This window comes from Streptomyces gelaticus, assembly GCF_014649535.1.
Classification (GTDB): Bacteria; Actinomycetota; Actinomycetes; order Streptomycetales; family Streptomycetaceae; genus Streptomyces; species Streptomyces gelaticus.
The window spans coordinates 80,330-101,575 of sequence record NZ_BMTF01000015.1 but is presented as its reverse complement, the minus strand read 5'-3'; the positions used below and the strand labels follow the sequence as shown (position 1 = coordinate 101,575).

21 protein-coding genes and 1 tRNA gene are annotated in these 21,246 nt (G+C 70.8%); 10 read left to right on the top strand and 12 right to left on the bottom strand.

The window, feature by feature from the left end; all coding sequences use genetic code 11:
* Positions 1–147 precede the first annotated feature (147 nt).
* Positions 148–798 (top strand): MerR family transcriptional regulator, encoded by a 651-nt coding sequence (locus IE107_RS21585; RefSeq protein WP_189545566.1) that lies wholly within the window; start codon positions 148–150, stop codon positions 796–798.
* 97 nt (positions 799–895) lie between these two features.
* Here IE107_RS21585 and IE107_RS21580 read toward each other — a convergent pair whose 3' ends face one another.
* Positions 896–1,711 (bottom strand): exodeoxyribonuclease III, encoded by an 816-nt coding sequence (locus tag IE107_RS21580; RefSeq protein ID WP_189545480.1) that lies wholly within the window; start codon positions 1,709–1,711, stop codon positions 896–898.
* 50 nt (positions 1,712–1,761) lie between these two features.
* On the opposite strand from IE107_RS21580, the gene IE107_RS21575 reads away from it, so the two are divergent.
* Positions 1,762–2,241: a GNAT family N-acetyltransferase gene (locus IE107_RS21575; protein WP_189545479.1), complete on the top strand. Its 480-nt coding sequence runs from the start codon at positions 1,762–1,764 to the stop codon at positions 2,239–2,241.
* A gap of 54 nt (positions 2,242–2,295) precedes the next feature.
* Here IE107_RS21575 and IE107_RS21570 read toward each other — a convergent pair whose 3' ends face one another.
* Positions 2,296–3,456 (bottom strand): serine hydrolase domain-containing protein, encoded by a 1,161-nt coding sequence (locus IE107_RS21570; protein ID WP_189545478.1) that lies wholly within the window; start codon positions 3,454–3,456, stop codon positions 2,296–2,298.
* Between the two features lie 86 nt (positions 3,457–3,542).
* Complete coding sequence (locus tag IE107_RS21565) at positions 3,543–4,316, bottom strand: SAM-dependent methyltransferase (RefSeq protein ID WP_189545565.1); 774 nt, start codon at positions 4,314–4,316, stop codon at positions 3,543–3,545.
* A gap of 260 nt (positions 4,317–4,576) precedes the next feature.
* Between IE107_RS21565 and IE107_RS21560 the strand changes: the two genes are divergently transcribed.
* The gene (locus tag IE107_RS21560; RefSeq protein ID WP_189545477.1) at positions 4,577–5,563 is read left to right on the top strand and encodes an aldo/keto reductase; all 987 of its coding nucleotides are present in this window, start codon (positions 4,577–4,579) and stop codon (positions 5,561–5,563) included.
* A 144-nt stretch (positions 5,564–5,707) separates the two neighbouring features.
* On the opposite strand, the gene IE107_RS21555 is transcribed toward IE107_RS21560, so the two are convergent.
* From IE107_RS21555 to galU, 7 genes are all read right to left on the bottom strand, one after another.
* Positions 5,708–5,781, bottom strand: a tRNA-Ala gene (locus tag IE107_RS21555).
* 96 nt (positions 5,782–5,877) lie between these two features.
* The gene (gene sepX / locus IE107_RS21550) at positions 5,878–7,032 is read right to left on the bottom strand and encodes a divisome protein SepX/GlpR (RefSeq protein ID WP_189545476.1); all 1,155 of its coding nucleotides are present in this window, start codon (positions 7,030–7,032) and stop codon (positions 5,878–5,880) included.
* A gap of 158 nt (positions 7,033–7,190) precedes the next feature.
* Positions 7,191–7,802: a GNAT family N-acetyltransferase gene (locus IE107_RS21545; RefSeq protein ID WP_189545475.1), complete on the bottom strand. Its 612-nt coding sequence runs from the start codon at positions 7,800–7,802 to the stop codon at positions 7,191–7,193.
* Positions 7,803–7,819: 17 nt separating this feature from the next.
* Positions 7,820–8,344 (bottom strand): MogA/MoaB family molybdenum cofactor biosynthesis protein, encoded by a 525-nt coding sequence (locus IE107_RS21540; protein ID WP_189545474.1) that lies wholly within the window; start codon positions 8,342–8,344, stop codon positions 7,820–7,822.
* Positions 8,341–8,841 carry a cyclic pyranopterin monophosphate synthase MoaC gene (gene moaC, locus IE107_RS21535; RefSeq protein WP_189545473.1) on the bottom strand — a complete coding sequence of 167 codons (501 nt, stop codon included), beginning with the start codon at positions 8,839–8,841 and terminating at the stop codon, positions 8,341–8,343. The genes IE107_RS21540 and moaC overlap by 4 nt, the downstream gene beginning before the upstream one ends.
* Before the next feature lie 148 nt (positions 8,842–8,989).
* A complete protein-coding gene (glp, locus tag IE107_RS21530) occupies positions 8,990–10,300 on the bottom strand; it encodes a molybdotransferase-like divisome protein Glp (RefSeq protein WP_189545472.1) in 1,311 nt (436 codons plus the stop codon).
* A gap of 4 nt (positions 10,301–10,304) precedes the next feature.
* Complete coding sequence (gene galU / locus IE107_RS21525) at positions 10,305–11,207, bottom strand: UTP--glucose-1-phosphate uridylyltransferase GalU (RefSeq protein WP_189545471.1); 903 nt, start codon at positions 11,205–11,207, stop codon at positions 10,305–10,307.
* A 106-nt stretch (positions 11,208–11,313) separates the two neighbouring features.
* Between galU and IE107_RS21520 the strand changes: the two genes are divergently transcribed.
* Complete coding sequence (locus IE107_RS21520) at positions 11,314–11,901, top strand: 5-formyltetrahydrofolate cyclo-ligase (protein ID WP_189545470.1); 588 nt, start codon at positions 11,314–11,316, stop codon at positions 11,899–11,901.
* Here the strand turns inward: IE107_RS21520 and IE107_RS21515 are convergent.
* A complete protein-coding gene (locus tag IE107_RS21515; RefSeq protein WP_189545469.1) occupies positions 11,891–14,641 on the bottom strand; it encodes a penicillin acylase family protein in 2,751 nt (916 codons plus the stop codon). The two genes, IE107_RS21520 and IE107_RS21515, sit on opposite strands and share 11 nt — an antisense overlap.
* A gap of 292 nt (positions 14,642–14,933) precedes the next feature.
* Here IE107_RS21515 and IE107_RS21510 point away from each other — a divergent pair, with 292 nt between their 5' ends.
* From IE107_RS21510 to IE107_RS21485, 6 genes are all read left to right on the top strand, one after another.
* On the top strand, positions 14,934–16,487 hold the full coding sequence (locus IE107_RS21510; protein ID WP_229867148.1) for a potassium/proton antiporter: 1,554 nt from the start codon (positions 14,934–14,936) through the stop codon (positions 16,485–16,487).
* Positions 16,488–16,822: 335 nt separating this feature from the next.
* Positions 16,823–18,106: an MFS transporter gene (locus tag IE107_RS21505; RefSeq protein ID WP_189545468.1), complete on the top strand. Its 1,284-nt coding sequence runs from the start codon at positions 16,823–16,825 to the stop codon at positions 18,104–18,106.
* Between the two features lie 66 nt (positions 18,107–18,172).
* Complete coding sequence (locus IE107_RS21500) at positions 18,173–18,523, top strand: FmdB family zinc ribbon protein (protein WP_189545467.1); 351 nt, start codon at positions 18,173–18,175, stop codon at positions 18,521–18,523.
* A gap of 89 nt (positions 18,524–18,612) precedes the next feature.
* The gene (locus tag IE107_RS21495; protein ID WP_189545466.1) at positions 18,613–19,446 is read left to right on the top strand and encodes an S-methyl-5'-thioadenosine phosphorylase; all 834 of its coding nucleotides are present in this window, start codon (positions 18,613–18,615) and stop codon (positions 19,444–19,446) included.
* A gap of 241 nt (positions 19,447–19,687) precedes the next feature.
* Positions 19,688–20,332, top strand: a complete 645-nt coding sequence (locus IE107_RS21490) for an RcpC/CpaB family pilus assembly protein (RefSeq protein WP_189545465.1) — start codon at positions 19,688–19,690, stop codon at positions 20,330–20,332.
* A gap of 123 nt (positions 20,333–20,455) precedes the next feature.
* Positions 20,456–20,965, top strand: coding sequence for a large conductance mechanosensitive channel protein MscL (locus IE107_RS21485; protein ID WP_189545464.1), 510 nt, complete (start codon positions 20,456–20,458; stop codon positions 20,963–20,965).
* A gap of 59 nt (positions 20,966–21,024) precedes the next feature.
* Here IE107_RS21485 and IE107_RS21480 read toward each other — a convergent pair whose 3' ends face one another.
* A complete protein-coding gene (locus IE107_RS21480; RefSeq protein WP_189545463.1) occupies positions 21,025–21,234 on the bottom strand; it encodes a hypothetical protein in 210 nt (69 codons plus the stop codon).
* Positions 21,235–21,246 lie beyond the last annotated feature (12 nt).

Here is a 21,246-nt window from a genome sequence, read left to right as displayed (position 1 = left end):
CATTGTTGGGAGACTAGAACAGCTCCGTACTGATGGGTAGGGGTACGAAGAGGGAAAGTTACCGGCGGTACAACAGTCGGCCTGCCCCACGGGGGAGGCCGGTAGGGTGCGGGGGTGGCCGAAGGACGCGAGCACCGCGAATACCGCATGGAGGAGCTGGCCGAGCAAGCCGGCATCCCCGTGCGGACCGTGCGTTTCTACCGGGAGCGCGGACTGATCCCGCCGCCCCGCCGCGAGGGACGCATCGCCTGGTACGACGATCACCATCTGGCCCGGCTGCGCACCATCACCGGCCTGTTGGAGCGCGGGCACACCCTCACCGGCATCGCCGACCTCGCCCGCACCATCGAGAGCGGCCGCGACGTCGCCGAGGTGCTGGGACTGGGCGAACCGACCGAGGAGACCCCGGTCCGCCTCACCCCCGAGCAGCTCGCGGACTACTTCGAGGGCGAGACCGGCACGGAGAATCTGGCGGCCGCCCTCGACCTGGGCTATCTCGCCACCGACGGCGACGAGATCGTCCACATCAGCCGCCGCCTGCTGGAGGTCTCGTCCCAGCTGGTACGGGAAGGCGTGCCGCTCGCCACCGTGCTGGAGACCGGCCGCCGCGTCCGCGAGCACGCCGACGCGCTCGCCGAACTCTTCGCAGGTGTCATGGAGGAGCACAGCGAGGAGACCGAACCGTCCCGACTCCGGCCACTGGCCCGCGCGGTGGTCGCCGCCGAACTCTCCATGGCCCTGGACCGCCGCCTGCGCCGCGAGAACACCGACGGGCCGCCGCAGAACCCGGCCCCCTGACGGGCGGTCACACGGCGGCCGCCCGGCCGGAACCCTTGATCGCACGCCGGGATCCTGCCCGGCTCCGGCCGCCCCGCACTCCCCCCGTTCGCACGCTCTACTGTTCGAAGACCACCGTCACCGGCGCGTGGTCGCTCCACCGCTCGGCGTGCGCCGCCGCCCGCTCGACCCAGCCCTTCACCGCACGCCCGGCCAGGCCCGGCGTCGCCACCTGGTAGTCGATCCGCCAGCCGGTGTCGTTGTCGAAGGCCCGCCCGCGGTAGGACCACCACGAGTACGGCCCCTCCTCGTCGAGGTGCAGCGCCCGTACGACATCGACGTACTCGGCCTCGTCGAAGACCCGGGTCAGCCACTCCCGCTCCTCGGGGAGAAAGCCGGAGTTCTTCCTGTTGGCCTTCCAGTTCTTCAGGTCGGCCTCCTGGTGGGCGATGTTCCAGTCACCGCAGACCACCACCTCGCGCCCGTCAGCCGCCGCCCGCTTCTTCAGGCCCTTCAGATACGGGAGGAACGCGGCCATGAACCGCTCCTTCTCGTCCTGCTTCTCGGTCCCGACCTCGCCGGAGGGCAGGTACAGGCTCGCGACCGTGACACCCGGCAGGTCGATCTCGACGTAGCGCCCGCTCGCGTCGAACTCCTCGCTCCCGGCGTCCCCGAAGCCGCCGAACCCGATCTGCACGCGCTCGGGCGCACGCCGCGAGTAGAGGGAGACCCCGGCCCGCCCCTTGGCGGCGGCCGGTGCGTGCACCGTGTGCCAGCCCTCCGGATCGCGCACCTCCTCGGGCAGCTGCTGCGGCTCGGCCCGCACCTCCTGGAGGCAGATCACATCGGCTTCGGTCCGGGCCAGCCACTCGACGAAACCCTTCTTGGCGGCGGCCCGGAGCCCGTTTACGTTGACGGTGGTGACAGTGAGCATTCCGGCACGATACCGACATCCGGCGTCCGTATACATGTACTATGCCATGCATGTATATCCACCCTCGGCCCTTCGACCACCCCCACGCCGTCGAACTCAACGACCAGGTGCAGCTCGAATACGCCGAGCGGTACGGGGACGAGGGCGATGTCACACCGCTCGACCCCTCGATGTTCGAACCCCCGCACGGTCTGTACCTGCTCGCCTACGACGCGCAGGACCGCCCCGTCGCCACCGGCGGCTGGCGCACCCAGGACCGCAACGACGAGGGCTACTCGGACGGCGACGCCGAACTGAAGCGGATGTTCGTGATACCCGGGAGTCGCGGCAACGGACTGGCCCGCCGCATCCTGGCCGCCCTGGAGGCCGACGCGCGGGCGGCGGGCCGCATCCGCATGGTGCTGGAGACCGGGGACCAGCAGCCCGAGGCGATCGCGCTGTACACCTCCAGCGGCTACACCCCGTGCGAGAAGTTCGGCCACTACCGCACGTACGAGAGCAGCCGCTGCTTCGCGAAGCCGCTGCGGTAGAGCCTGTCCGGCCCTGATCCGCCGGACAGGCCCTACCGGCCTGCCACCGGGCCGTCAGGCGCCGGCCGCGTACCGCCAGAACTCCCGCATCAGCGGGGGCGGCGTCGGTCCGTCCATGGCCAGCTGGGTCAGCAGAATGGAGACGGCGCCGGTGGCGGGAGTGAGATGTCCCGCCGTTCCCGTACCGCCCAGCCAGCCGTAGCGTCCCGGTACGTTCCAAGGCTCGATGGCCTCGACGTCGACCGAACCGCCGTAGCCCCAGCCCTGTCCCTCCAGGAACAGCCTGCCACGTTGGCGCTGCGCCGGTGTCAGATGATCGGTGGTCATCAGCCGCACCGACTCGGCGGACAGCAGCCGACGCCCGCCGGGAGTCCCTTCCGGATGACCCTCCGCGAGCAGCATCCGGGCGAAGGCGAACCAGTCGTCGACGGTCGATACCAGCCCGCCGGCGCCGGACGGGAAGGCGGGCATGCTGCTCCACTGCCCGTCCGGGGCGTCGAGCAGCTGGAGGCCGCCCGCCGGGGCGGCCCGGTAGTAGCTGGTGAACCGGTCGGCCTTCCGGGCCGGCACGGCGAAGGCGGTGTCGGCCATGCCCAGCGGCTCGAACAGCCGCTCCGCCAGGAACTCGGGCAGCGGCCGGGCCGCGACCCGGGCGATCAGCACCCCGAGGATGTCCGAGCAGGTGTTGTACAGCCACTCCTCGCCCGGCTGGTGGAGCAGCGGGATACGGGACAGCGTGGCCATCCACGCGTCCGGCGCCTGGATGTCCCGGGGCTGCAGGTCCCCCTGCTTCAACTCGCCGAACAGCAGCTCGACCGCGGGCAGCGAGAAATTCGGCGGGAAGCCGTACCCGGCCCGGGAGGTGAGCAGGTCGTCCACGGTGATGACCTTCTCGGCGGGCACCACATCGTCGACCGGGGAGGCCGGCGTGCGGACCACCTTCGGTGCCGCCAGCTCCGGCAGCCACTGCCGCACCGGTTCGCCCAGCGCGAGCCGGCCGTCCTCGATCAGCATCATGGTCGCCGCGGCGGTGACCGGCTTGGTCATCGAGGCGATGCGGAAGATCGAGTCCCTGCCCATCGGGACCCGACCGTCCGCATCGGCCGACCCGACGGCCACCACCTCGACCCGGTCCCCCCGGGCCACCAGGCCCACGGCCCCGGGCGCCGGTCCGCCACCGACGCGCTTCTCCAGGAGATCGTGCAGATTGCTCATCGGTCCACCTTCTCGCTCGTGCGCGCGGAAGGTGGACTGCCGCACCGTCCCCGGACGCATCGGCCCCGGACGCGCCCCCCGACGGCTCAGCGCACCCGGCCGACGCCCACGTAGAAGCCGCTGCGCTCCTGAACCGGTGCGGGTTCCTCGCGGTACCACTGCGTGGCGAAGACCAGTCCGGGCTCGACGAGCTCCAGCCCCTCGAAGAACGGCTCCACCTCGCTCCGGGTTCGCATCCGCAGCGGAATCGCCCCCTTCTTGTAGGTGGCCTCGGTCTCGTCCTTGAGCTCCGGGTGCTGGTCGGCCGTGCCGTGCGAGAGCACCAGGAAGCTGCCCGCGGGCAGCGCGTCGACCAGGGTGCGGGTGAGGCCGTAAGGGTCCTCGTCGTCCGGCAGGAAGTGCATGAGCGCGATGAGGGAGAGTGCGATGGGCCGGTCGAAGTCGAGCAGTCCACGGGCGTGTTCGAGGATCGCCCCGGGCCGGCGTACATCGGCGTGGAGGTAGTCGGTGATCCCTTCGGGCCTGCTGACCAGCAGCGCCTGCGCGTGCCGCAGCACGATCGGGTCGTTGTCCGCGTAGACGACCCGGGCGGACGGGGTGATCGCCTGGACGACCTGGTGCAGATTGGGCTCGGTGGGGATGCCGGTGCCGATGTCGAGGAACTGATCGACCCCGCGGCGGGCCAGCCAGGCGGAGGCCCGGTGCATGAAGGCCCGGTTCCGCGCCGCGTTGCCGCGCGCCTCCTCGGGCAGCTTCTCCGCCACCTGCTGGTCGACCGGGTAGTTGTCCTTGCCGCCCAGCAGCCAGTCGTAGACACGTGCGGGGTGGGGCCTGCTGGTGTCGATCCGCGGTTCGGGCATCTCGTCGACCGTCACCGGGCGCTCCTCTCCGTGCAGAGAATCCGGAAGGACTCATGCGGGTGAACACGGTCAGCGTAGGCGACGCCCGCCTCGGGGCAGGCGCCGCCCGCCCGGCACCCGGCCTCCCCGCGAACAGGTGCGCCGCCGGCAGGGACCCGCTCGACAGCGGTCCGAACCGCCTTGCCTTGAAGTGCACTTCAACAAGCACACTCCCTTCCACGGCCACCGGACCACGGCGGCCGGAACCGGAGGGGACAGTCATGAAGTACCGCACCATCGGAACGGATCCGGCCACCCGCCGCGAGGTGAGCATCCTCGCGCTCGGCGCGATGCTTTTCGGGTCGGTGACCGACGAGAAGACCTCGTTCGCCGTCCTGGACCACTTCGTCGAGGCGGGCGGCACCTTCATCGACACCTCCGACAACTACGCCTACTGGGTCGATGGCGGCCTCGGCGGCCAGAGCGAGCGGCTGCTCGGGAAGTGGCGGCGCAGTCGCGGTGTCGGAGACGAGATCGTCATCGCCACCAAGGTGGGCGCCGAACCCCTCGCGCCCGGCACCGGGTACGTCGACAACGCGGAGGGCCTGTCGGCGAAGGCCGTCCGCGAGGCCGCCGAGCGCAGCCGGGAACGGCTCGGCGTGGACAGGCTCGACCTGCTCTACGCGCACATCGAGGACCGGACCGTACCGCTCGGCGAGACCGTCGAGGCGTTCGGGGAGCTGACGGCGGAGGGGACGGTCGGGCTGCTGGGGGCCAGCAACCACGCCGTCTGGCGGGTGGAGCGCGCCCGAGCGCTCGCGGCTGCGGCCGGACTGCCCGGCTACGAGGTGCTGCAGTACCAGCACAGCCACCTGCGCCCCCGGTTCGACATCCCCAGCCCGCTCTTCGAGGACGGCAGCCTCGGCCACGCCGGACCCGAGATGCTCAGCTACCTGCGCGCCGAGCCCGGCCTGACCCTGGTCGCGTACTCACCCCTGCTCGCGGGCGCCTACACCCGCCCGGACAAGCCGCTCCCCCAGGACTACGACCACCCCGGCACACCCGCCCGTCTCGCCGTGCTGCGCGAGGTCGCCGCCGAGACCGGTGCCGGCATCAACCAGGTTGTCCTGGCCTGGCAGATCGGCAGCCGACTGCCCGTGATCCCGCTGGCCGGGGCGTCGTCGATGGCACAGCTGAAGGAGAACCTGGCGGCGGTGGACCTGGAACTGACGGACGATCAGCGGGCCCGCCTGGACGCCGTGCACTGATCCGCGTCCCGGCCCGCCGGTTCCGGTACCGACCCCGATTTCCCGGCGGTCGGCAGGCCGGCTTGGACAACTTTCATCCGAGTAGAGACTTGAATGACGAGATCCCGCCCGATCTTTCGATCGGGCGGGATCTCGTGTGTGCGGTGGACCTGTGGGGATTTGAACCCCAGACCCCCTCGATGCGAACGAGGTGCGCTACCAGACTGCGCCACAGGCCCTTGCAACGAGTGAAACTCTAGCACCTCGAACGGGGTGCTCGGAAATCCGGTCCGTGCTGGTCAGCCGAGGCGGCGGCGCAGCGGCCCGGAGCGGGCTCACTCATTGGCGGCTCTCGGGCGCTCCCCGTCCTCGTACTGGTCGAAGAGGGGGGTCCGGCCCCGGTCGCGGGTGCGGCGGGACTGGTTGGTGCGCTGGCGCGGCGCCGGGTCGACCGGGGGCACCACGGGGTGCGAGGTGCCCGTGGGCTCGGCGGCGCTGGAGCGGGCCGCGCTCCAGGTCTCCGGGTTGCCGACCTCGACGCCGCCCGTGGCGCGCGGGGCGACCGGGGCGGTGACGTAGGTGGGCAGCGGGACCGGGACCGGCTCCCAGGTGTCGCCCTGGACCCGGCCGCGCTCGCGCTGCTGGTCGACCCATTCCGCGTGGTCCGTCTGCTCGACCAGGGCGCGGCGGCCGGCCTCCTGCGGGGAGACCACGGGCGCGGGCTCCGGCTCGGGGCGGCGCGCTTCGGGTTCCTCGTCGGGCTCGGCCGGGGCCGCCGCGGCCGGCTGGTGCCTGCGGGTGCGGCTCTCGCGCAGGTGCTGCGCCGCCACCTCGGCCCGGCGCCGGTCCATGGTGAAGGCGAACCGGCGCCGCTCCTGGGCCCGCAGATGCACGATGTACGTGCTCAGCAGCACGGCCGGAACCGCGGGTGCCCAGAGGAAGTGCAGGCCGCCGACTGCCGCGACGACCGCGCCGAGGGTGAAGGCAAGGAAGAGGACGACGGTGGTGCGCCGACGGCGCGCGAGAACCTGGAGGCGCTGGGCACGCCGGACACGCTCGGCGTCCGTTCCGCCGGGGCGCTGGCGTGCGCGTCGCGCGGAAGCCGACGCCTTTGCCTTTGCCTTCGACTCCGCCTGTGCCGGTTCGGGGCGCTCCTCGGACGCGCGCTCCAGCGCCTGGGCCGGGTCGTACACCCTGGCTTCGGTGTGCGCGTCGGGCGCGGCGAAGGCCCGGACGTCCACGGAATCCATTCGGTCCGTGTCGGCATCCGGGTCCGCGCCGGGCTCCGCCTCTTCGCCGATGCGCTCCCGCAGGTCCTTGGCGTACCGGCGCTCCATCGCCGCCCGTCCGGACAGCAGCCGGATGGCGGTGCTGAAGCGTTCTGTCGGACGGGCTTCGTTGAGCTCGTCCTGCCTGCGGAGCCACATCGGCACCAAGTAGGCGGCCCAGGCCCCGACGATGACTGCGTAGATGAGGCCGCTGCTGCTCACATCTCACACCGTAGAGGGGTTTGCGGGGAGGCATCCGCCAATTGGCCCGGTGTGTCGCACGATCCGGCTGATATCACGGACTTTTTTTGTGATTGTTCGGATCAATCATGGGCATTTGTACGTTCGGTATCAGCCAACTACCGATCAATATCGAACACTTATTTTATTTCCCGTGGCGTTCCGGGTCGTGCCCGGTGCCAGCGCCGGAGCAGTCCGTCGGGTACTTCCTCCGCGGTGAGCGCATAGATGAGATGGTCCCGCCAGGCACCGTCGATGTGGAGATAGCGCGGGCGCAGACCTTCCTCGCGGAATCCCAGTTTCTCCACGACCCTTCTGCTGGGCCCGTTCTCCGGCCGAATGCACACCTCGATGCGGTGCAGTCCGACCGTGCGGAAGCAGTGGTCGACGGCGAGGGCGACCGCGGTCGGCATCACGCCCCGGCCGGCCACGTCCTGGTCGACCCAGTAGCCGACATGGCCCGAGCACATCGAGCCCCAGGTGATCCCGGCGACCGTCAGCTGACCGACCAGCCGGCCCTCGTACTCGATGGCGAAGGGCAGCATCCGGCCCGCGTTGGCCTCGGCGCGCAGATGCCGGATCATCTGACGGTACGTGGGACGCCGGGCCACCGGCCCGCCCGGGGCGGGCGGCGGCACGGTCGCCTCCCAGGGGCGCAGCCAGTCGCGGTTGCGCCGGTTGACCTCGCGCCACATGCGCTGGTCGCGCAGTTTGATCGGCCGGAGCACGATCCCGCCGTCGCTGAGGACCACCGGCCAGGTCGAGACGTTCAGCTCGGGCTCCCCGGTCGGGGGTGATCGCCGCCGCGCAGCTGGTCGACGGCGTGCACCAGGAGACGGGCGAGGACGGCGAGTCCGTCGCGCACCCCGCCGGTGGAGCCCGGCAGGTTCACGATGAGCGTGCGGCCCGCGACACCCGCGAGGCCCCGGGAGAGCGCGGCGGTGGGGATCTGGCCGCGGCCCTCGGCGCGGATCGCCTCCGGGATGCCGGGGATCTCGTGGTCCAGGACGCGGCGGGTGGCCTCGGGGGTGCGGTCGGTGGGCGAGATGCCCGTACCGCCGGTCGTGACGATGACGTCGTACCCGGCGGTGACGCCCGCGCGCAGGGCCTGTTCGACCGGGTCGCCGTCGGGCACGACCTGCGGCCCGTCGACGGCGAAGCCGAGCCGGTCGAGCGCCTCGGAGATCAGGGGGCCGCCCTTGTCGGCGTAGACGCCGGCCGAGGCGCGGTTGGAGGCGGTGACGACGAGGGCGCGGTAGGGGGACGGGTCCGGTGACGCGCCGGGCGCCGTCACGCGTCCGCCCCGTCCGGTGCCGTGCGCCGGTAGTCGCCGGACTTGCCGCCCGACTTCGACTCGACCCGTACGTCCGTGATGACCGCCGCCTTGTCGACCGCCTTCACCATGTCGATCACGGTGAGCGCGGCGACGGAGACGGCTGTCAGGGCCTCCATCTCGACGCCGGTACGGTCCGTCGTCTTCACGGTGGCCGCGATCTCCACCGCGTCGTCGGCGACGCTCAGGTCGACCTGGACGCCGGAGACGGCCAGCGGGTGGCAGAGCGGGATCAGGTCGGGGGTGCGCTTGGCGCCCATGATTCCGGCGATCCGGGCGGTCGCGAGGGCGTCGCCCTTGGGGACCCCTTCGCCGCGGAGCAGCTCGACGACGCGCGGCGAGACGAGGACCCGGCCGCTGGCGCGGGCCACCCGCGCGGTGACGTCCTTCTCCGAGACGTCGACCATGCGGGCCGCGCCCGCCTCGTCGATGTGCGTCAGCCTGTTCTGCGTACTCAACTAACTCCGCCTCGCGGTAGGGCGCCGGTTGCCCGCCAGGGCCTGTCCGCCGGACAGGCCCTGGGCCCGCACCGGGGTGCGGGCCGGGGGCCCGGGGGTGTCCCCGGGAAGGCACAGCGCCAGACACCGTACCGCCACCGCCCGGGAATCAGCGGAGCAGGATCACCTCGGTGTCCGTGCCGGGCTCGGCGGAGGTGACGTCCTCGGGCAGCACGATCAGCGCGTCCGCCCGCGCGAGTGCGCCGATCAGATGCGATCCGGCACCGCCGACGGGGGTGACCGTGCCGGCCTCCGCGTCATACGTACCGCGCAGGAACTGGCGTCTGCCGGACGGCGAGGCGAGCGCCTCGTCGGTCGCCAGCACGGCCCGGACGGTGGGGCGGTGCACGTCCGGCAGCCCCATCAGAGCGCGGATCACGGGCCGTACGAACAGCTCGAAGGAGACGTACGACGAGACGGGGTTGCCCGGCAGTGCCAGCAGCGGTGTGTGGTCGGGGCCGATCGAGCCGAAGCCCTGCGGCTTGCCGGGCTGCATGGCGAGCCTGCGGAAGTCGATGCCGCTGCCCGGCTCGTCCTCGTCGCCCACCGAGGACAGGGCTTCCTTGACGACGTCGTACGCGCCGACGCTGACGCCTCCGGTGGTGACGACGATGTCGGCGCGGATCAGCTGGTCCTCGATCGTGGCGCGGAGCGTGTCCGCGTCGTCGGTGACGGCGCCGACGCGGTAGGCGATCGCTCCGGCGTCCCTGGCCGCGGCCGTGAGCGCGAAGCTGTTCGAGTCGTAGATCCGGCCGCCCGTCAGTTCCTCGCCGGGCTGGACCAGTTCGCTCCCGGTGGAGACGACGACGACGCGCGGCCGGGGCCGCACCTTCACCGTCGAGCGGCCGATCGCGGCGAGCAGGCCGATCTGCGGCGGGCCGACCACCGATCCGGCGCTCAGCGCCAGCTCGCCCGGCTTGACGTCGCTCCCGCGGGCCCTGATGTGGGCGCGGGCCTCGACGGGGCGGTGCACCCGGACCTCGCCGCCCGCCGCCTCCGGGGCGTCGCTGAGGGAGCGCATGGTGTCGGCGGGGCCGCCGCCCGTACCCCCGTCGGTCCACTCGACCGGGACCACCGCCTCGGCACCGGCCGGCAGCGGGGCGCCGGTCATGATCCGGGCGGCCTCGCCGGGGCCGATGGCCCGGCCGCCGGGCAGGCCGTCACTGCCCGCCGCGATGTCTCCGACGACCGTGAGCACCGCGGGGAACTCCTCGTCGGCGCCCTCGACATCGGCGACCCGGACCGCGTACCCGTCCATCGAGCTGTTGTCGAAGGGCGGCAGGGCGACCTGCACCATGACGTCCTCGACGAGGACGCAGCCCTGGGCGTCGTGCAGTTGCAGCTCGATGGGTTCGAGCGGGTGCACCGCTTCGAGAATGTCTGCCAGGTGCTCGTCCACCGACCACATCGTGCTGCTCAAAGTGCTACATCTCCTCGGTGACGTAACTGCGGAGCCAGGTCTTGAAGTCCGGGCCCAGATCTTCACGTTCGCACGCGAGTCTGACAATGGCACGGAGGTAGTCGCTCCGGTCACCGGTGTCATAGCGGCGGCCCTTGAAGACGACACCGTGCACGGGACCGCCGATCTTCTCGTCCTCGGCGAGGCGCTGGAGCGCGTCGGTGAGCTGGATCTCACCGCCGCGGCCCGGCTCGGTCCTGCGCAGGATCTCGAAGACGGCCGGGTCCAGGACGTAGCGGCCGATGATGGCGAGGTTGCTGGGCGCCTCGGCGGCCTCGGGCTTCTCGACGAGGCCGCTGATGCGCACCACGTCGTCCTCGACGGTGGGCTTGACGGCCGCGCAGCCGTACTGGTGGATCTGCTCCGGCGCGACCTCCATCAGCGCGATGACGCTGCCGCCCTCGCGCTCCTGGATCTCGACCATGCGGGCCAGCAGCGGATCGCGCGGGTCGATCAGGTCGTCGCCGAGGAGGACCGCGAACGGCTGGTCGCCGATGTGCGGCGCGGCGCACAGCACGGCGTGACCGAGGCCGCGCGGGTCCCCCTGCCGGACGTAGTGCATGGTGGCCAGGTCGCTCGACTCCTGGACCTTTTTGAGCCGTTCGGCGTCTCCCTTCCGGGTGAGCGCGGACTCCAGCTCGTAATTGCGGTCGAAGTGGTCCTCCAGCGGGCGCTTGTTGCGGCCGGTGATCATCAGTACGTCGGAGAGGCCCGCGGTCACCGCTTCTTCGACGACGTACTGGATCGCGGGCTTGTCGACCACAGGCAGCATCTCCTTGGGAGTGGCTTTGGTGGCCGGCAGGAAGCGGGTACCGAGCCCCGCGGCCGGGATGACAGCCTTGCTGATCCTGGGGTGCGACTGAGTCATGCGCAGAACCATATCGGGTGCGTATGTGAGGAAGATGAGGCTCCGGTTAACTTTGTACGCCTATATGCACATGCGAGAGAGCCAGGGGTGCCCGTTGAACGCAGAGATGTCCCGAAAGGCACTTCTCCGACGTGAACTGCTGGCCGCACGGCGTCTTCTGTCCAGGGAAGACGTGGAGAACGCCGCGGTGGTTCTGTCCCGGGGCGCACTGGATCTCCCGGAACTGTCCGGGGCCCGTACCGTCGCCGCCTATGTCTCGGTGGGCAGCGAGCCGGGCACCCGGGTGCTGCTGGAGGCGTTGCGCGCCCGGGGTGTGCGGGTGCTGCTGCCGGTGCTCCTCGCGGACAACGATCTGGACTGGGCGCCGTACGAGGGTGCCGGCCGTCTCGTCCGGGCCGGCCGCGGACTGCTGGAGCCGGACGGCGCGCGGCTCGGCCCCGACGCGGTCCTGGAGGCCGACACGGTGCTGCTGCCGGGCCTCGCGGTGGACGGGCGCGGGATGCGCCTCGGCCGCGGCGGCGGCAGCTACGACCGGGTGCTGGCCAGGCTCGCCGCGGCCGGGGCGCATCCCGCGCTGATCGTCCTGCTCTACGACGACGAGGTGGTCGCACAGGTCCCGGAGGAACCGCACGACCACCCCGTGGACGTGGTGGTGACACCGGCGGCGGTCCGCCGGACAGGCCCTAGGGCTTGAGGGTCAGGGTGTCGGTGGTCGACTTGGCGACGGCGTTCGTGCCGAAGGACCAGTCGAGCAGTTCACCGTTGACCCACTTGTCGGTCTGATCGGTGTAGTGCGCGCTGAATGCGTGCCCGGAGGCGCCGGTGAGGTTGATCCAGCGGGACTTGTCCCAGTCCCCCACATTGACCACCATCCGCATCGACGGGACCCAGACGACCTCGTAGCCGCCCGCCGCGTTCCAGCCGGAGGCGTTCACCGCGGCCTCGCCGCCGCCGAGGTTCCACGGGCCGCGGTTGAGGGCGCGCTGGAGCAGACCGGGGCCCTCGGTGCCGAGGGTCTGGTTCTTCAGGGTCAGCTGGTGCAGCCGGCCCCAGCTCCAGGTGGTGATGTCCTTGCCGAGCTTGGCGGTCAGCTCCCAGCGGGCATCCTCCATGGCGCGGGCGAAGAGCTGGTCGCGGTTCTCGGTCGGCTCGTCCCGGCCGCTCCTGGGCGCCTTCCACCAGTCGCTGTCCTGGTCGTCCATCAGCTCGGCGACCACCTGGTACCAGCGGTCACCGCCGTCGGGCTGGGCGGAGTCCGCGTCGCGCCGGCCGCACTCGCGCACCAGCCGGTCCTGCTCGTCGACCGGGCCCGAGCTGTCGGCCCGGGGCACGTTGAGGCACTCGCCCTTGACCCGCAGCTCCTTGGGCAGCTTGTTGCCGAAGGCGAGCTTGAGGATGTTGCGCCAGACCGCGTTGAAGTACGCGGCCGCGGCCGAGTCGGGCTCCTGGGTGTAGTCCCAGCCCTCCAGGAGCTTCTGCGCCTCGCGGACGCTCTTGTCCGAGACATTGATCTTCATCAGCTCGGGCACCAGCAGCGCGGCGATCTCGCTGGTGTTGTCCATCTGCATCTTCTGCATGTCTTCGGTCGAGATCTTCCCGCCGCCCTTGATCTTCGACTGGATGAGGTCGTCGATCCGCTGGCTCCGGGTGCCGTAGCCCCAGTCCTTGGTCAGCAGGTGCGGGTACTTCTTCTCGTCGATCACGGCCTGGTTGGCGGTGACGATGTAGCCGCGCTTCGGGTCGTACTCGTAGGGCAGCTCGTCGAACGGGACCGGCTCCTTCTCCCAGCCGTACGCCGAGGACCAGCCGGGGCTGGGCATCATGCCGTCGCCCTTGAGGCGCACCGGGATCTTCCCGGGCGCCTGGTAGCCGATATGGCCCTTGGTGTCGGCGTAGATGAGGTTCTGCGAGGGAACCTCGAAGTGCGCGGCCGCCGCCCGGAAGGTGGTGAAGTCCTTGGCCCGGTTGAGCTCGAAGACGGCGTCCATGGACTTGCCGGGCTCCAGCGCGGTCCACTTCAGGGCGACCGCGTAACCGTCGGCCCGGTCCGGCGCCGCGTTGGTGACGGGGGCCTTCTGGCCGACCTTCTCCAGCTCGCTGCTGCGGTCGGAGACCAGCGGGCCGTTGTTGGTCTCGCGGACGGTGATCGTCCGGTCCTTGCCGCCCGCGACCTTGATGGTCTCCTCGCGGCTGATGAAGGGCTTGACCTTGCCGTCGTACAGGTAGCCGGTCTCAGAGACCTTCTCCAGGAAGAGGTCGGTGACGTCCGCGCCGAGGTTGGTGAAGCCCCAGGCGATGTCCTGGTTGTGACCGATTATCACGCCGGGCATGCCGGAGAAGGTGTAGCCCGCGGTGTCGTACTGGCACTTCGCCGTGATCTCGCGGCAGTGCAGACCCATCTGGTACCAGAGCGAGGGCAGCTGCGGCGCCAGGTGCGGGTCGTTGGCCAGCAGCGGCTTGCCGGTCGTCGTGTAGTCGCCGGAGACCACCCAGGAGTTGGACCCGATGCCGTTGCCGTTCGGGCCGAGCAGCGCCGGGATCTGGTCGAGGGTGTCGGCGAGCGAGGCGAGCTGGGTGTTCAGGCCCTCGGTGGCGCCCTGCGCGGTGTTCGAGCCGAGTGTGTCGGACGGGGTCGCGTCCGGGTCGAACTTCCCGGTGACCGAGGAGACCGCGCCCTGGTCGACGATCGGCCGGTGCTTGTCGTACGGGTACTCCGGGTAGAGGTCCTCGATCTGCTTCGCGTCGAGCCTGCTGGTCATCAGCGAGCGGTCGATCTCGTCCTGCATGTTGCCGCGCAGGTCCCAGGCCATGGCCTTGAGCCAGGCGACCGAGTCGACCGGGGTCCACTCGGCGGGCTTGTAGTCGTTGGTGAAGCCGAGGGCCGCGTACTCGACGGAGATGTCCTTGCCGTCGCGCCCCTTGAGGTAGGCGTTGACGCCGTCCGCGTACGCCTGGAGGTTCTTCTTGGTGTCCTCGGACAGGACGTTGTCGTACTCCTCCTGCGCGACCTTGTGCCAGCCCAGCGTGCGCAGGAAGGAGTCCGTCTCGACCTGTCCGGAGCCGAACATCTCGGAGAGGCGGCCGGCCGTCATGTGGCGGCGGACGTCCATCTCCCAGAAGCGGTCCTGCGCCTGGACGAAGCCCTGGGCGCGGAAGAGATCGGTGTCGGAGTCCGCGTACAGCTGCGGGATTCCGTAACTGTCGCGTTTGACGTCGACGCTGCCGTCGAGGCCGTCGAGCTTCGTCGACCCGGTCGTCTGCGGGTACGAGGCCCGCACGGTGGATACGGACCAGAACGTCCCGTAACCGATACCCGCGACAAGCGCCAGCACCAGAACGATCACGATCAGGCGGGCACGTCGCCCCTTCTTCCTGCCGGTCTTCGCACCGGCGGCACCGGAGGAGGCGGAAGAGGCGGTTGTGTTGGCGGGCATCGCTGTCCTTCGAGGGGCAGGTGGTCCTGGGAGTGCAGGAGCAACCATAGGCGCAGCGCCGGGGCGGCTCTGACGCGGCATCGGGATGATTCGGATTGCGTAGCGATCGTACGAATGCTCGAGCGCGTCAAGAAAGCGTTAAAGATTAGGTAAGGTAACGAAGTACCGGCCGCCATCGGCCGATGCCGTAGATCGATCGACACGGCAGGCGTACGCGGGGAAGGAACGGCCACTGTCTGTCCACACGCTCAACGAACTCCTGCTCGTCTGCTCGCTCGTACTGCTCGTCGCGGTGGTGGCGGTACGCGTCTCGTCCCGCAGCGGGCTCCCCAGCCTGCTCCTGTATCTCGGCATCGGGATCGCCATGGGGCAGGACGGCATCTTCGACATCAAGTTCAACAACGCCGAACTGACCCAGGTCATCGGCTATGCCGCACTGGTCGTGATCCTCGCCGAGGGCGGCCTGGGCACGAAGTGGAAAGAGATCAGACCGGCGCTGCCCGCCGCGGTGATGCTCTCGCTGGTCGGTGTCGCGGTGAGCGTGGGCGTCACGGCGGCCGGGGCGCACTACCTGGTCGGCCTGGACTGGCGGCAGGCTCTGATCATCGGTGCGGTCGTCTCGTCGACGGACGCCGCCGCGGTCTTCTCCGTACTGCGCAAGGTGCCGCTGCCCGCCCGGATCACCGGCGTGCTGGAGGCCGAGTCCGGCTTCAACGACGCCCCCGTGGTGATCCTCGTGGTCGCCTTCTCGACCACGGGATCGGTGGAGAGCTGGTACGTACTGATCGGTGAGATAGCCCTGGAGCTCGCCATCGGTGCGGCCATGGGCATCGCCGTCGGCTGGCTCGGCTCGTACGGACTGCGCCGTGTGGCGCTGCCCGCCTCCGGCCTCTACCCGATCGCCGTGATGGCCATCGCGGTGTCCGCGTACGCGGCGGGCGCCCTGGTCCACGGCAGCGGATTCCTCGCCGTGTACCTGGCCGCGATGATCCTCGGCAACGCCAAGCTGCCGCACTGGCCCGCCACCCGCGGCTTCGCCGACGGGCTCGGCTGGCTGGCCCAGATCGGCATGTTCGTGCTGCTCGGGCTCCTGGTCACCCCGCACGACCTGCTCGACGACTTCTGGCCCGCGGTCGTGGTGGGCCTGGTGCTGACCGTGGTGGCGCGTCCGCTGGAGGTCTTCATCTCGCTGGCGCCGTTCCGGCTGCCGTGGCAGGAGAAGGCCCTGATGTCCTGGGCGGGTCTGCGCGGCGCCGTGCCCATCATCCTGGCGACCATCCCGATGGTCGCCGGGGTCGAGGGCTCCACCCGCGTCTTCAACATCGTCTTCGTCCTGGTGATCGTCTACACCCTCATCCAGGGGCCGACACTGCCCTGGGTGGCGAAGGCCCTGAAGATCGCCGAAGATCCGGCCGAGGCCGCCGACCTGGGCATCGAGTCGGCACCGCTGGAGCGGCTGCGCGGCCATCTGCTGTCGGTGGCGATCCCGGGCCGCTCGAAGATGCACGGCGTGGAGGTCGGGGAGCTGCGGCTGCCCGCCGGAGCCGCCGTCACCCTCGTCGTACGGGACGGCAAGAGCTTCGTACCGGCCCCCTCGACCGTGCTCCGGCGCGGCGACGAGCTGCTGGTGGTCGCCACCGATCCGGTGCGCGACGCGGCGGAGGAACGGCTGCGCGCGGTCGGCGAGAACGGCAAGCTCGCGGGCTGGCTGGCGTCCGGTGGCAGAAGCGGCGGCGAGGGCCCCGCGGGGCCCCGTACGGGGCACGATGTGGTGCACGACGTGACACATGCGCTGAAGGCCGTGAAGCGGCTGGGGAAGACCGGCGGACCGAAGACGCGCCACTGAGGGCGCAGCCCTTGTGGCCGCAGGTCCCACGGGGAGTCCTCGCACACAATCACAGGTGCGCGAGGATCCCTGCCTGTAGCATGAAGGCATCGATCGCCCCCGATCACGGGGTCGGTCGACCCGATCGACCAATCAGAACGACCAACTCTGCCTGACGCAGAGCTGGCGCGACCGTATGGCGGTCGTGGCGTCCTCCGCCTCTGCTGAGCGCCCGGCATCTACCGCAGTCCCGCGCGAAGAGGACAGCTCTCGGCAGCCCCGCACGAACGGGCCCGCACCACCGGTGCGGGCCGCCCGCGGGAGCCCGGCCACCAGGCGGCAGAAAGGCAAGGACCGTGGCGTCCACGGTCACCGACCGCCCGGGTTACGGGCAGTTGCTGCGCACCCCGGGTGCGTGGACATTTCTCCTGCCGGGCTTCGCCGCACGGCAACCCTTCGCGATGCTGACCATCGGCATCGTGCTCCTGGTCCAGCACACCACCGGTTCGTACGGCAGCGCGGGCGCCGTCGCCGCCGTGACCGGTGTCTCCATGGCCCTGTTCGCACCGCAGACCGGCAAGCTCGCCGACCGCTTCGGCCAGCGTGCCGTGCTGCTGCCCGGGGTCCTGGTGCACGCCGCCTCCGTATCGGTGCTGACGGCGCTCGCGCTGGCGGACGCGCCTCTGTGGGCGCTGTTCGTGGCGGCCGTGCCGACGGGTGCGTCCGTCCCGCAGATCGGGCCGATGGTGCGGGCCCGCTGGGCGGCCGCGCTCGGCGCGGCACCGGACCGCGAGGCCTCGCCGCTGCTGGCCACCGCGGCCGCCTTCGAATCGGTGACGGACGAGTTCACCTTCGTCATCGGCCCGGTGCTCGCCACCGCACTGTGCACGGGGGTCCACCCGGCGGCCGGTCTGATCACGGAGGCCGCACTGACCCTGGCCGGCGGGCTCCTCTTCGCCGCGCAGCACCGCACCCAGCCCGTGGTGCGCAACGCCGCCTCCGGCACCTCCCGGCGGCACGCCTCCGCCCTGTCCGTACCGGGCGTACGGGTGCTCGCGGTGGCCTTCCTCGGGATCGGGGCGGTCTTCGGCGGCATGCAGGTCTCGCTGACCGCCTTCGCCGAGGAGATCGGCCACCCGGGAGCCAATGGCCTGCTGTACGGCGTCTTCGCGGCCGGCAACATGCTCGCCGGGATCGCCTGCGGTGCCATCGCCTGGAAGAGCGGGCCGCGACGGCGGCTGATCGTCGGGTACGCGGCACTGACCCTGACCGCGTCCGGGCTGTGGGCGGTGCACTCGGTGCCCCAGCTGGCCGGGCTCGGACTCCTGGTCGGCCTCTCCATCGCTCCGGCCCTGATCAGCGGCTACACACTGGTCGAGGCCCTGGTGCCGGGGTCCGCGCGGACCGAGGCGTTCACCTGGCTGACGGGCTCGGTCGCGCTCGGCCAGGCGGCGGCGGTGACGGTCGCCGGACGGCTCGCGGACGCCCACGGAGCCGGCACCGGATTCCTGGTGCCGCTGGTGGGGACCGTACTGGCCCTGATCACCCTGGTGGGGCTCCGTTCGAGGCTCGCACCCACCGCGTCGGGACGGACCGTTGCGCGTGGTGTCGGTCACCGGAAGCCGGTCACGGTGGACTGATGCAGCGGAATACGTCAGTATGGAGCGTCGTTAGCACTCATCGAGTCAGAGTGCCAGGAGGAGCAAGTGCCGACCTATCAGTACCAGTGCACCGAATGTGGCGAGGGCCTCGAGGCGGTGCAGAAGTTCACCGATGACGCCCTCACCGTGTGCCCGAGCTGCGACGGACGCCTGAAGAAGGTGTTCTCGGCGGTCGGCATCGTCTTCAAGGGTTCCGGTTTCTACCGGAACGACAGCCGCGGCTCCTCGTCGAGCAGCACGCCGGCTTCATCCTCGGCGAAGGCGTCCGGTTCCGCTTCGTCGTCCGACTCCTCGTCGTCCTCGGCTTCGGCTTCGGCTTCGGCTTCGACGGGATCCGACTCGAAGTCGTCCTCGGCCCCCTCCTCGGCCTCGAAGAGCAGCACTTCGGCCGCCTGAGCCGCACACGGCACAGCACTTCCACCGGGAGCCCCGTCGATCCGTTCGACGGGGCTCCCGGCGTTTTCGCGCGCCGCTACTGTGATCGCATGGCGAACGCAGAGATCGGTGTCATCGGCGGCTCGGGCTTGTACTCCTTCCTGGAGGACGTCACGGAGGTGCGTGTGGACACCCCGTACGGACGGCCGAGCGACTCCCTCTTCCTCGGCGAGGTCGGCGGTCGCCGGGTCGCCTTCCTCCCCCGCCACGGACGCGGCCACCACCTGCCGCCGCACCTCATCAACTACCGGGCCAACATGTGGGCGCTGCGTTCCGTCGGCGTACGTCAGGTGCTCGGCCCGTGCGCGGTGGGCGGCCTGCGCCCGGAGTACGGGCCGGGCACCCTGCTCGTGCCCGACCAGCTGGTGGACCGCACCAAGACCCGGACGCAGACGTACTACGACGGGGAGGTGCGGGCCGACGGGGCGGAGCCGAACGTCCTGCACCTGGGCTTCGCCGATCCGTACTGCCCCACGGGGCGCAGGGCCGCGCTGGCGGCGGCGCGGGCGAAGAACTGGGACCCGGTGGACGGCGGGACACTGGTGGTCGTCGAGGGGCCGCGCTTCTCGACCCGGGCGGAGTCGCGCTGGCATGCGGCGATGGGGTGGTCGGTGGTCGGGATGACCGGTCACCCGGAGGCCGTCCTCGCCCGTGAACTGGGCCTCTGCTACACGACGACGACCCTGGTGACGGACCTGGACGCGGGCGCGGAGGCCGGCGAGGGCGTCTCGCACGGGGAGGTGCTGAAGGTGTTCGCGGCCAATGTGGACCGGCTGCGCTCGGTGCTCTTCGACGTGGTGGCCGCACTGCCGGCGGAGGAGGACCGGGACTGCCCGTGCTCGCACGCGCTGGACGGTCTCGAAACAGGGATCGAGCTGCCTTAGCGAGGGAGCGGCAGCTTAGCCACGCGGAGGGGAACGGCTGCGTAGCGACGCGGAGGGGAACGGCTGCGGCGTGTGTGGGTCACGGCTGCCCGACGATGCGGGTGGGTGACGGCTGCGGCGTGTGTGAGTGACGGAGTTGTCCACAACATTGGGGCCGTCCACAGGCTTCGGCGGGAATCTCGCGGACGGTGGATCGTGAGGGGTGTTCGCCCGGAACTCCTCATGTCAGGTGGTGTCGACCATGTTCCCGTCGTCCGTGTCGTCCGCGTCGTCCGCGTCGTCTGCGATTTCGTCGTCCGCGTCCTCGCCGTCGCCCTCGCACTCCCCCGCGTCATCGCTGTTGCCGTCCGCCTCACCGGCGCCTTCGCCCTGTGGGGTGCCCGCGTTCGAACCCTTGCGGGTGCGTGGGGGCGGTGGGCGCCGGCTACGGAGGGCGTTGTGGCGGCAGCGTCGTGCCCTGGCCGCCGGGCTGGCCCTGACGGCTGCCGCGCTCGCTGCCACGGGGCTGGGCAGTGGCGGCGCGGGCGCGGGCGGTGACGCCGCGTACGGGGCGGGGGCAGGGGGTGAGGCAGGCCCGGCACCGTCGCGGGACCGGCGCACGGCCCGTCCGGTGTCCGCTCCGGTCCGGATCGCGGATGCGGGGGCGGTGCGCTTATTGCGGCCGGGCGATCATGTCGACGTGATCGCCGCCGGGGAGGGCGGAGGCGGCGCCGGAGCTCGGGCCCGGGTGCTGGCGAGGGGTGCGCGGGTGGCGGAGGTGCCGCAGACCCCGGCAGAGGGTTCCGGCCAGGACGGTGCGCTGATCGTGCTGTCCGTCCCCCGGGACACGGCCACGGCCCTGGCCGGTGCGGGCATCTCGTCCCCGTTGGCGGTGACCCTGTGCTGATTCGTACGAAAGATCGGTCAAGTCACCTTTCCACACCCTCGGATTGGGTGGTTTTCATGCGTACTGCCGTAAGTTGCCGAGGAGTTTGCTCCGCCTATGGCACACGCGGAGGAAGGCTCGTCCGTGAGCGAGAAGAAGGTCAGTCTGCTGGAAGGGTTCAAAGCCTTCCTGATGCGCGGCAATGTCATCGATCTGGCGGTCGCCGTCGTCATCGGCGCGGCGTTCACCCAGATCGTGAACTCGATCGTCAAGGGAGTCATCAACCCGCTGGTCGGTGCGTTCGGCACCAAGGACCCGGAGGGTTACAGCTCCTGCCTCAAGGGCCCCTGCGTCACGGACCCGAAGACGGGCGAGGCGATCGAGGGCATCCGGATCCTGTGGGGTTCGGTGCTCAGCGCCACCCTCAGCTTCCTGATCACGGCCGCCGTCGTCTACTTCCTGATGGTCCTGCCCATGGCCAAGTACCTCGCCAAGCGGGCTGCGATGCAGGCCGCGAAGGAGGAGGTGCAGGAGACGCTGGAGGTGAGCGAGCTGGAGGTACTGAAGGAGATCCGCGACGCTCTCGTCTCGCAGCGCGGCGGCCCGGCGGGCGATACCCCGGGCCAGGACCCCGGCCGAGGTCACGACCAGTAGTACGACGCACGGCAGAAGAACCGGCGGCACCACCGCCAAACCACCACGGAGCAGGGGGATCAGATGTGGTGGGGCGGCTTCTCGTCGAGGAAGCGCGCCAGATCGGCGGCGCTGCCACCGGCCGGGGCCCGCTCGCCCCACCCCCGGTCCGTATCGTCCGAGGACTGCTGGTCCAGCGGATCGTCGAAGATCAGAGTCGGCTTCGGCTTCGGCCGATCCGACGGGGAGGGCTTCGAATCGCGCGGGCCGGGGGCGGGGGCGGTGCTCATACGTCAAGGGTA

Coding starts and splice junctions, on each gene's coding strand:
- IE107_RS21585 (WP_189545566.1), top strand. CDS start 148: ATGGAGGAGCTGGCCGAGCAAGCCGGCATCCCCGTGCGGACCGTGCGT.
- IE107_RS21580 (WP_189545480.1), bottom strand. CDS start 1,711: ATGCTCACTGTCACCACCGTCAACGTAAACGGGCTCCGGGCCGCCGCC.
- IE107_RS21575 (WP_189545479.1), top strand. CDS start 1,762: ATGTATATCCACCCTCGGCCCTTCGACCACCCCCACGCCGTCGAACTC.
- IE107_RS21570 (WP_189545478.1), bottom strand. CDS start 3,456: ATGAGCAATCTGCACGATCTCCTGGAGAAGCGCGTCGGTGGCGGACCG.
- IE107_RS21565 (WP_189545565.1), bottom strand. CDS start 4,316: ATGCCCGAACCGCGGATCGACACCAGCAGGCCCCACCCCGCACGTGTC.
- IE107_RS21560 (WP_189545477.1), top strand. CDS start 4,577: ATGAAGTACCGCACCATCGGAACGGATCCGGCCACCCGCCGCGAGGTG.
- galU (WP_189545471.1), bottom strand. CDS start 11,207: ATGACTCAGTCGCACCCCAGGATCAGCAAGGCTGTCATCCCGGCCGCG.
- IE107_RS21520 (WP_189545470.1), top strand. CDS start 11,314: ATGTCCCGAAAGGCACTTCTCCGACGTGAACTGCTGGCCGCACGGCGT.
- IE107_RS21515 (WP_189545469.1), bottom strand. CDS start 14,641: ATGCCCGCCAACACAACCGCCTCTTCCGCCTCCTCCGGTGCCGCCGGT.
- IE107_RS21495 (WP_189545466.1), top strand. CDS start 18,613: ATGGCGAACGCAGAGATCGGTGTCATCGGCGGCTCGGGCTTGTACTCC.
- IE107_RS21490 (WP_189545465.1), top strand. CDS start 19,688: ATGTTCCCGTCGTCCGTGTCGTCCGCGTCGTCCGCGTCGTCTGCGATT.
- IE107_RS21480 (WP_189545463.1), bottom strand. CDS start 21,234: ATGAGCACCGCCCCCGCCCCCGGCCCGCGCGATTCGAAGCCCTCCCCG.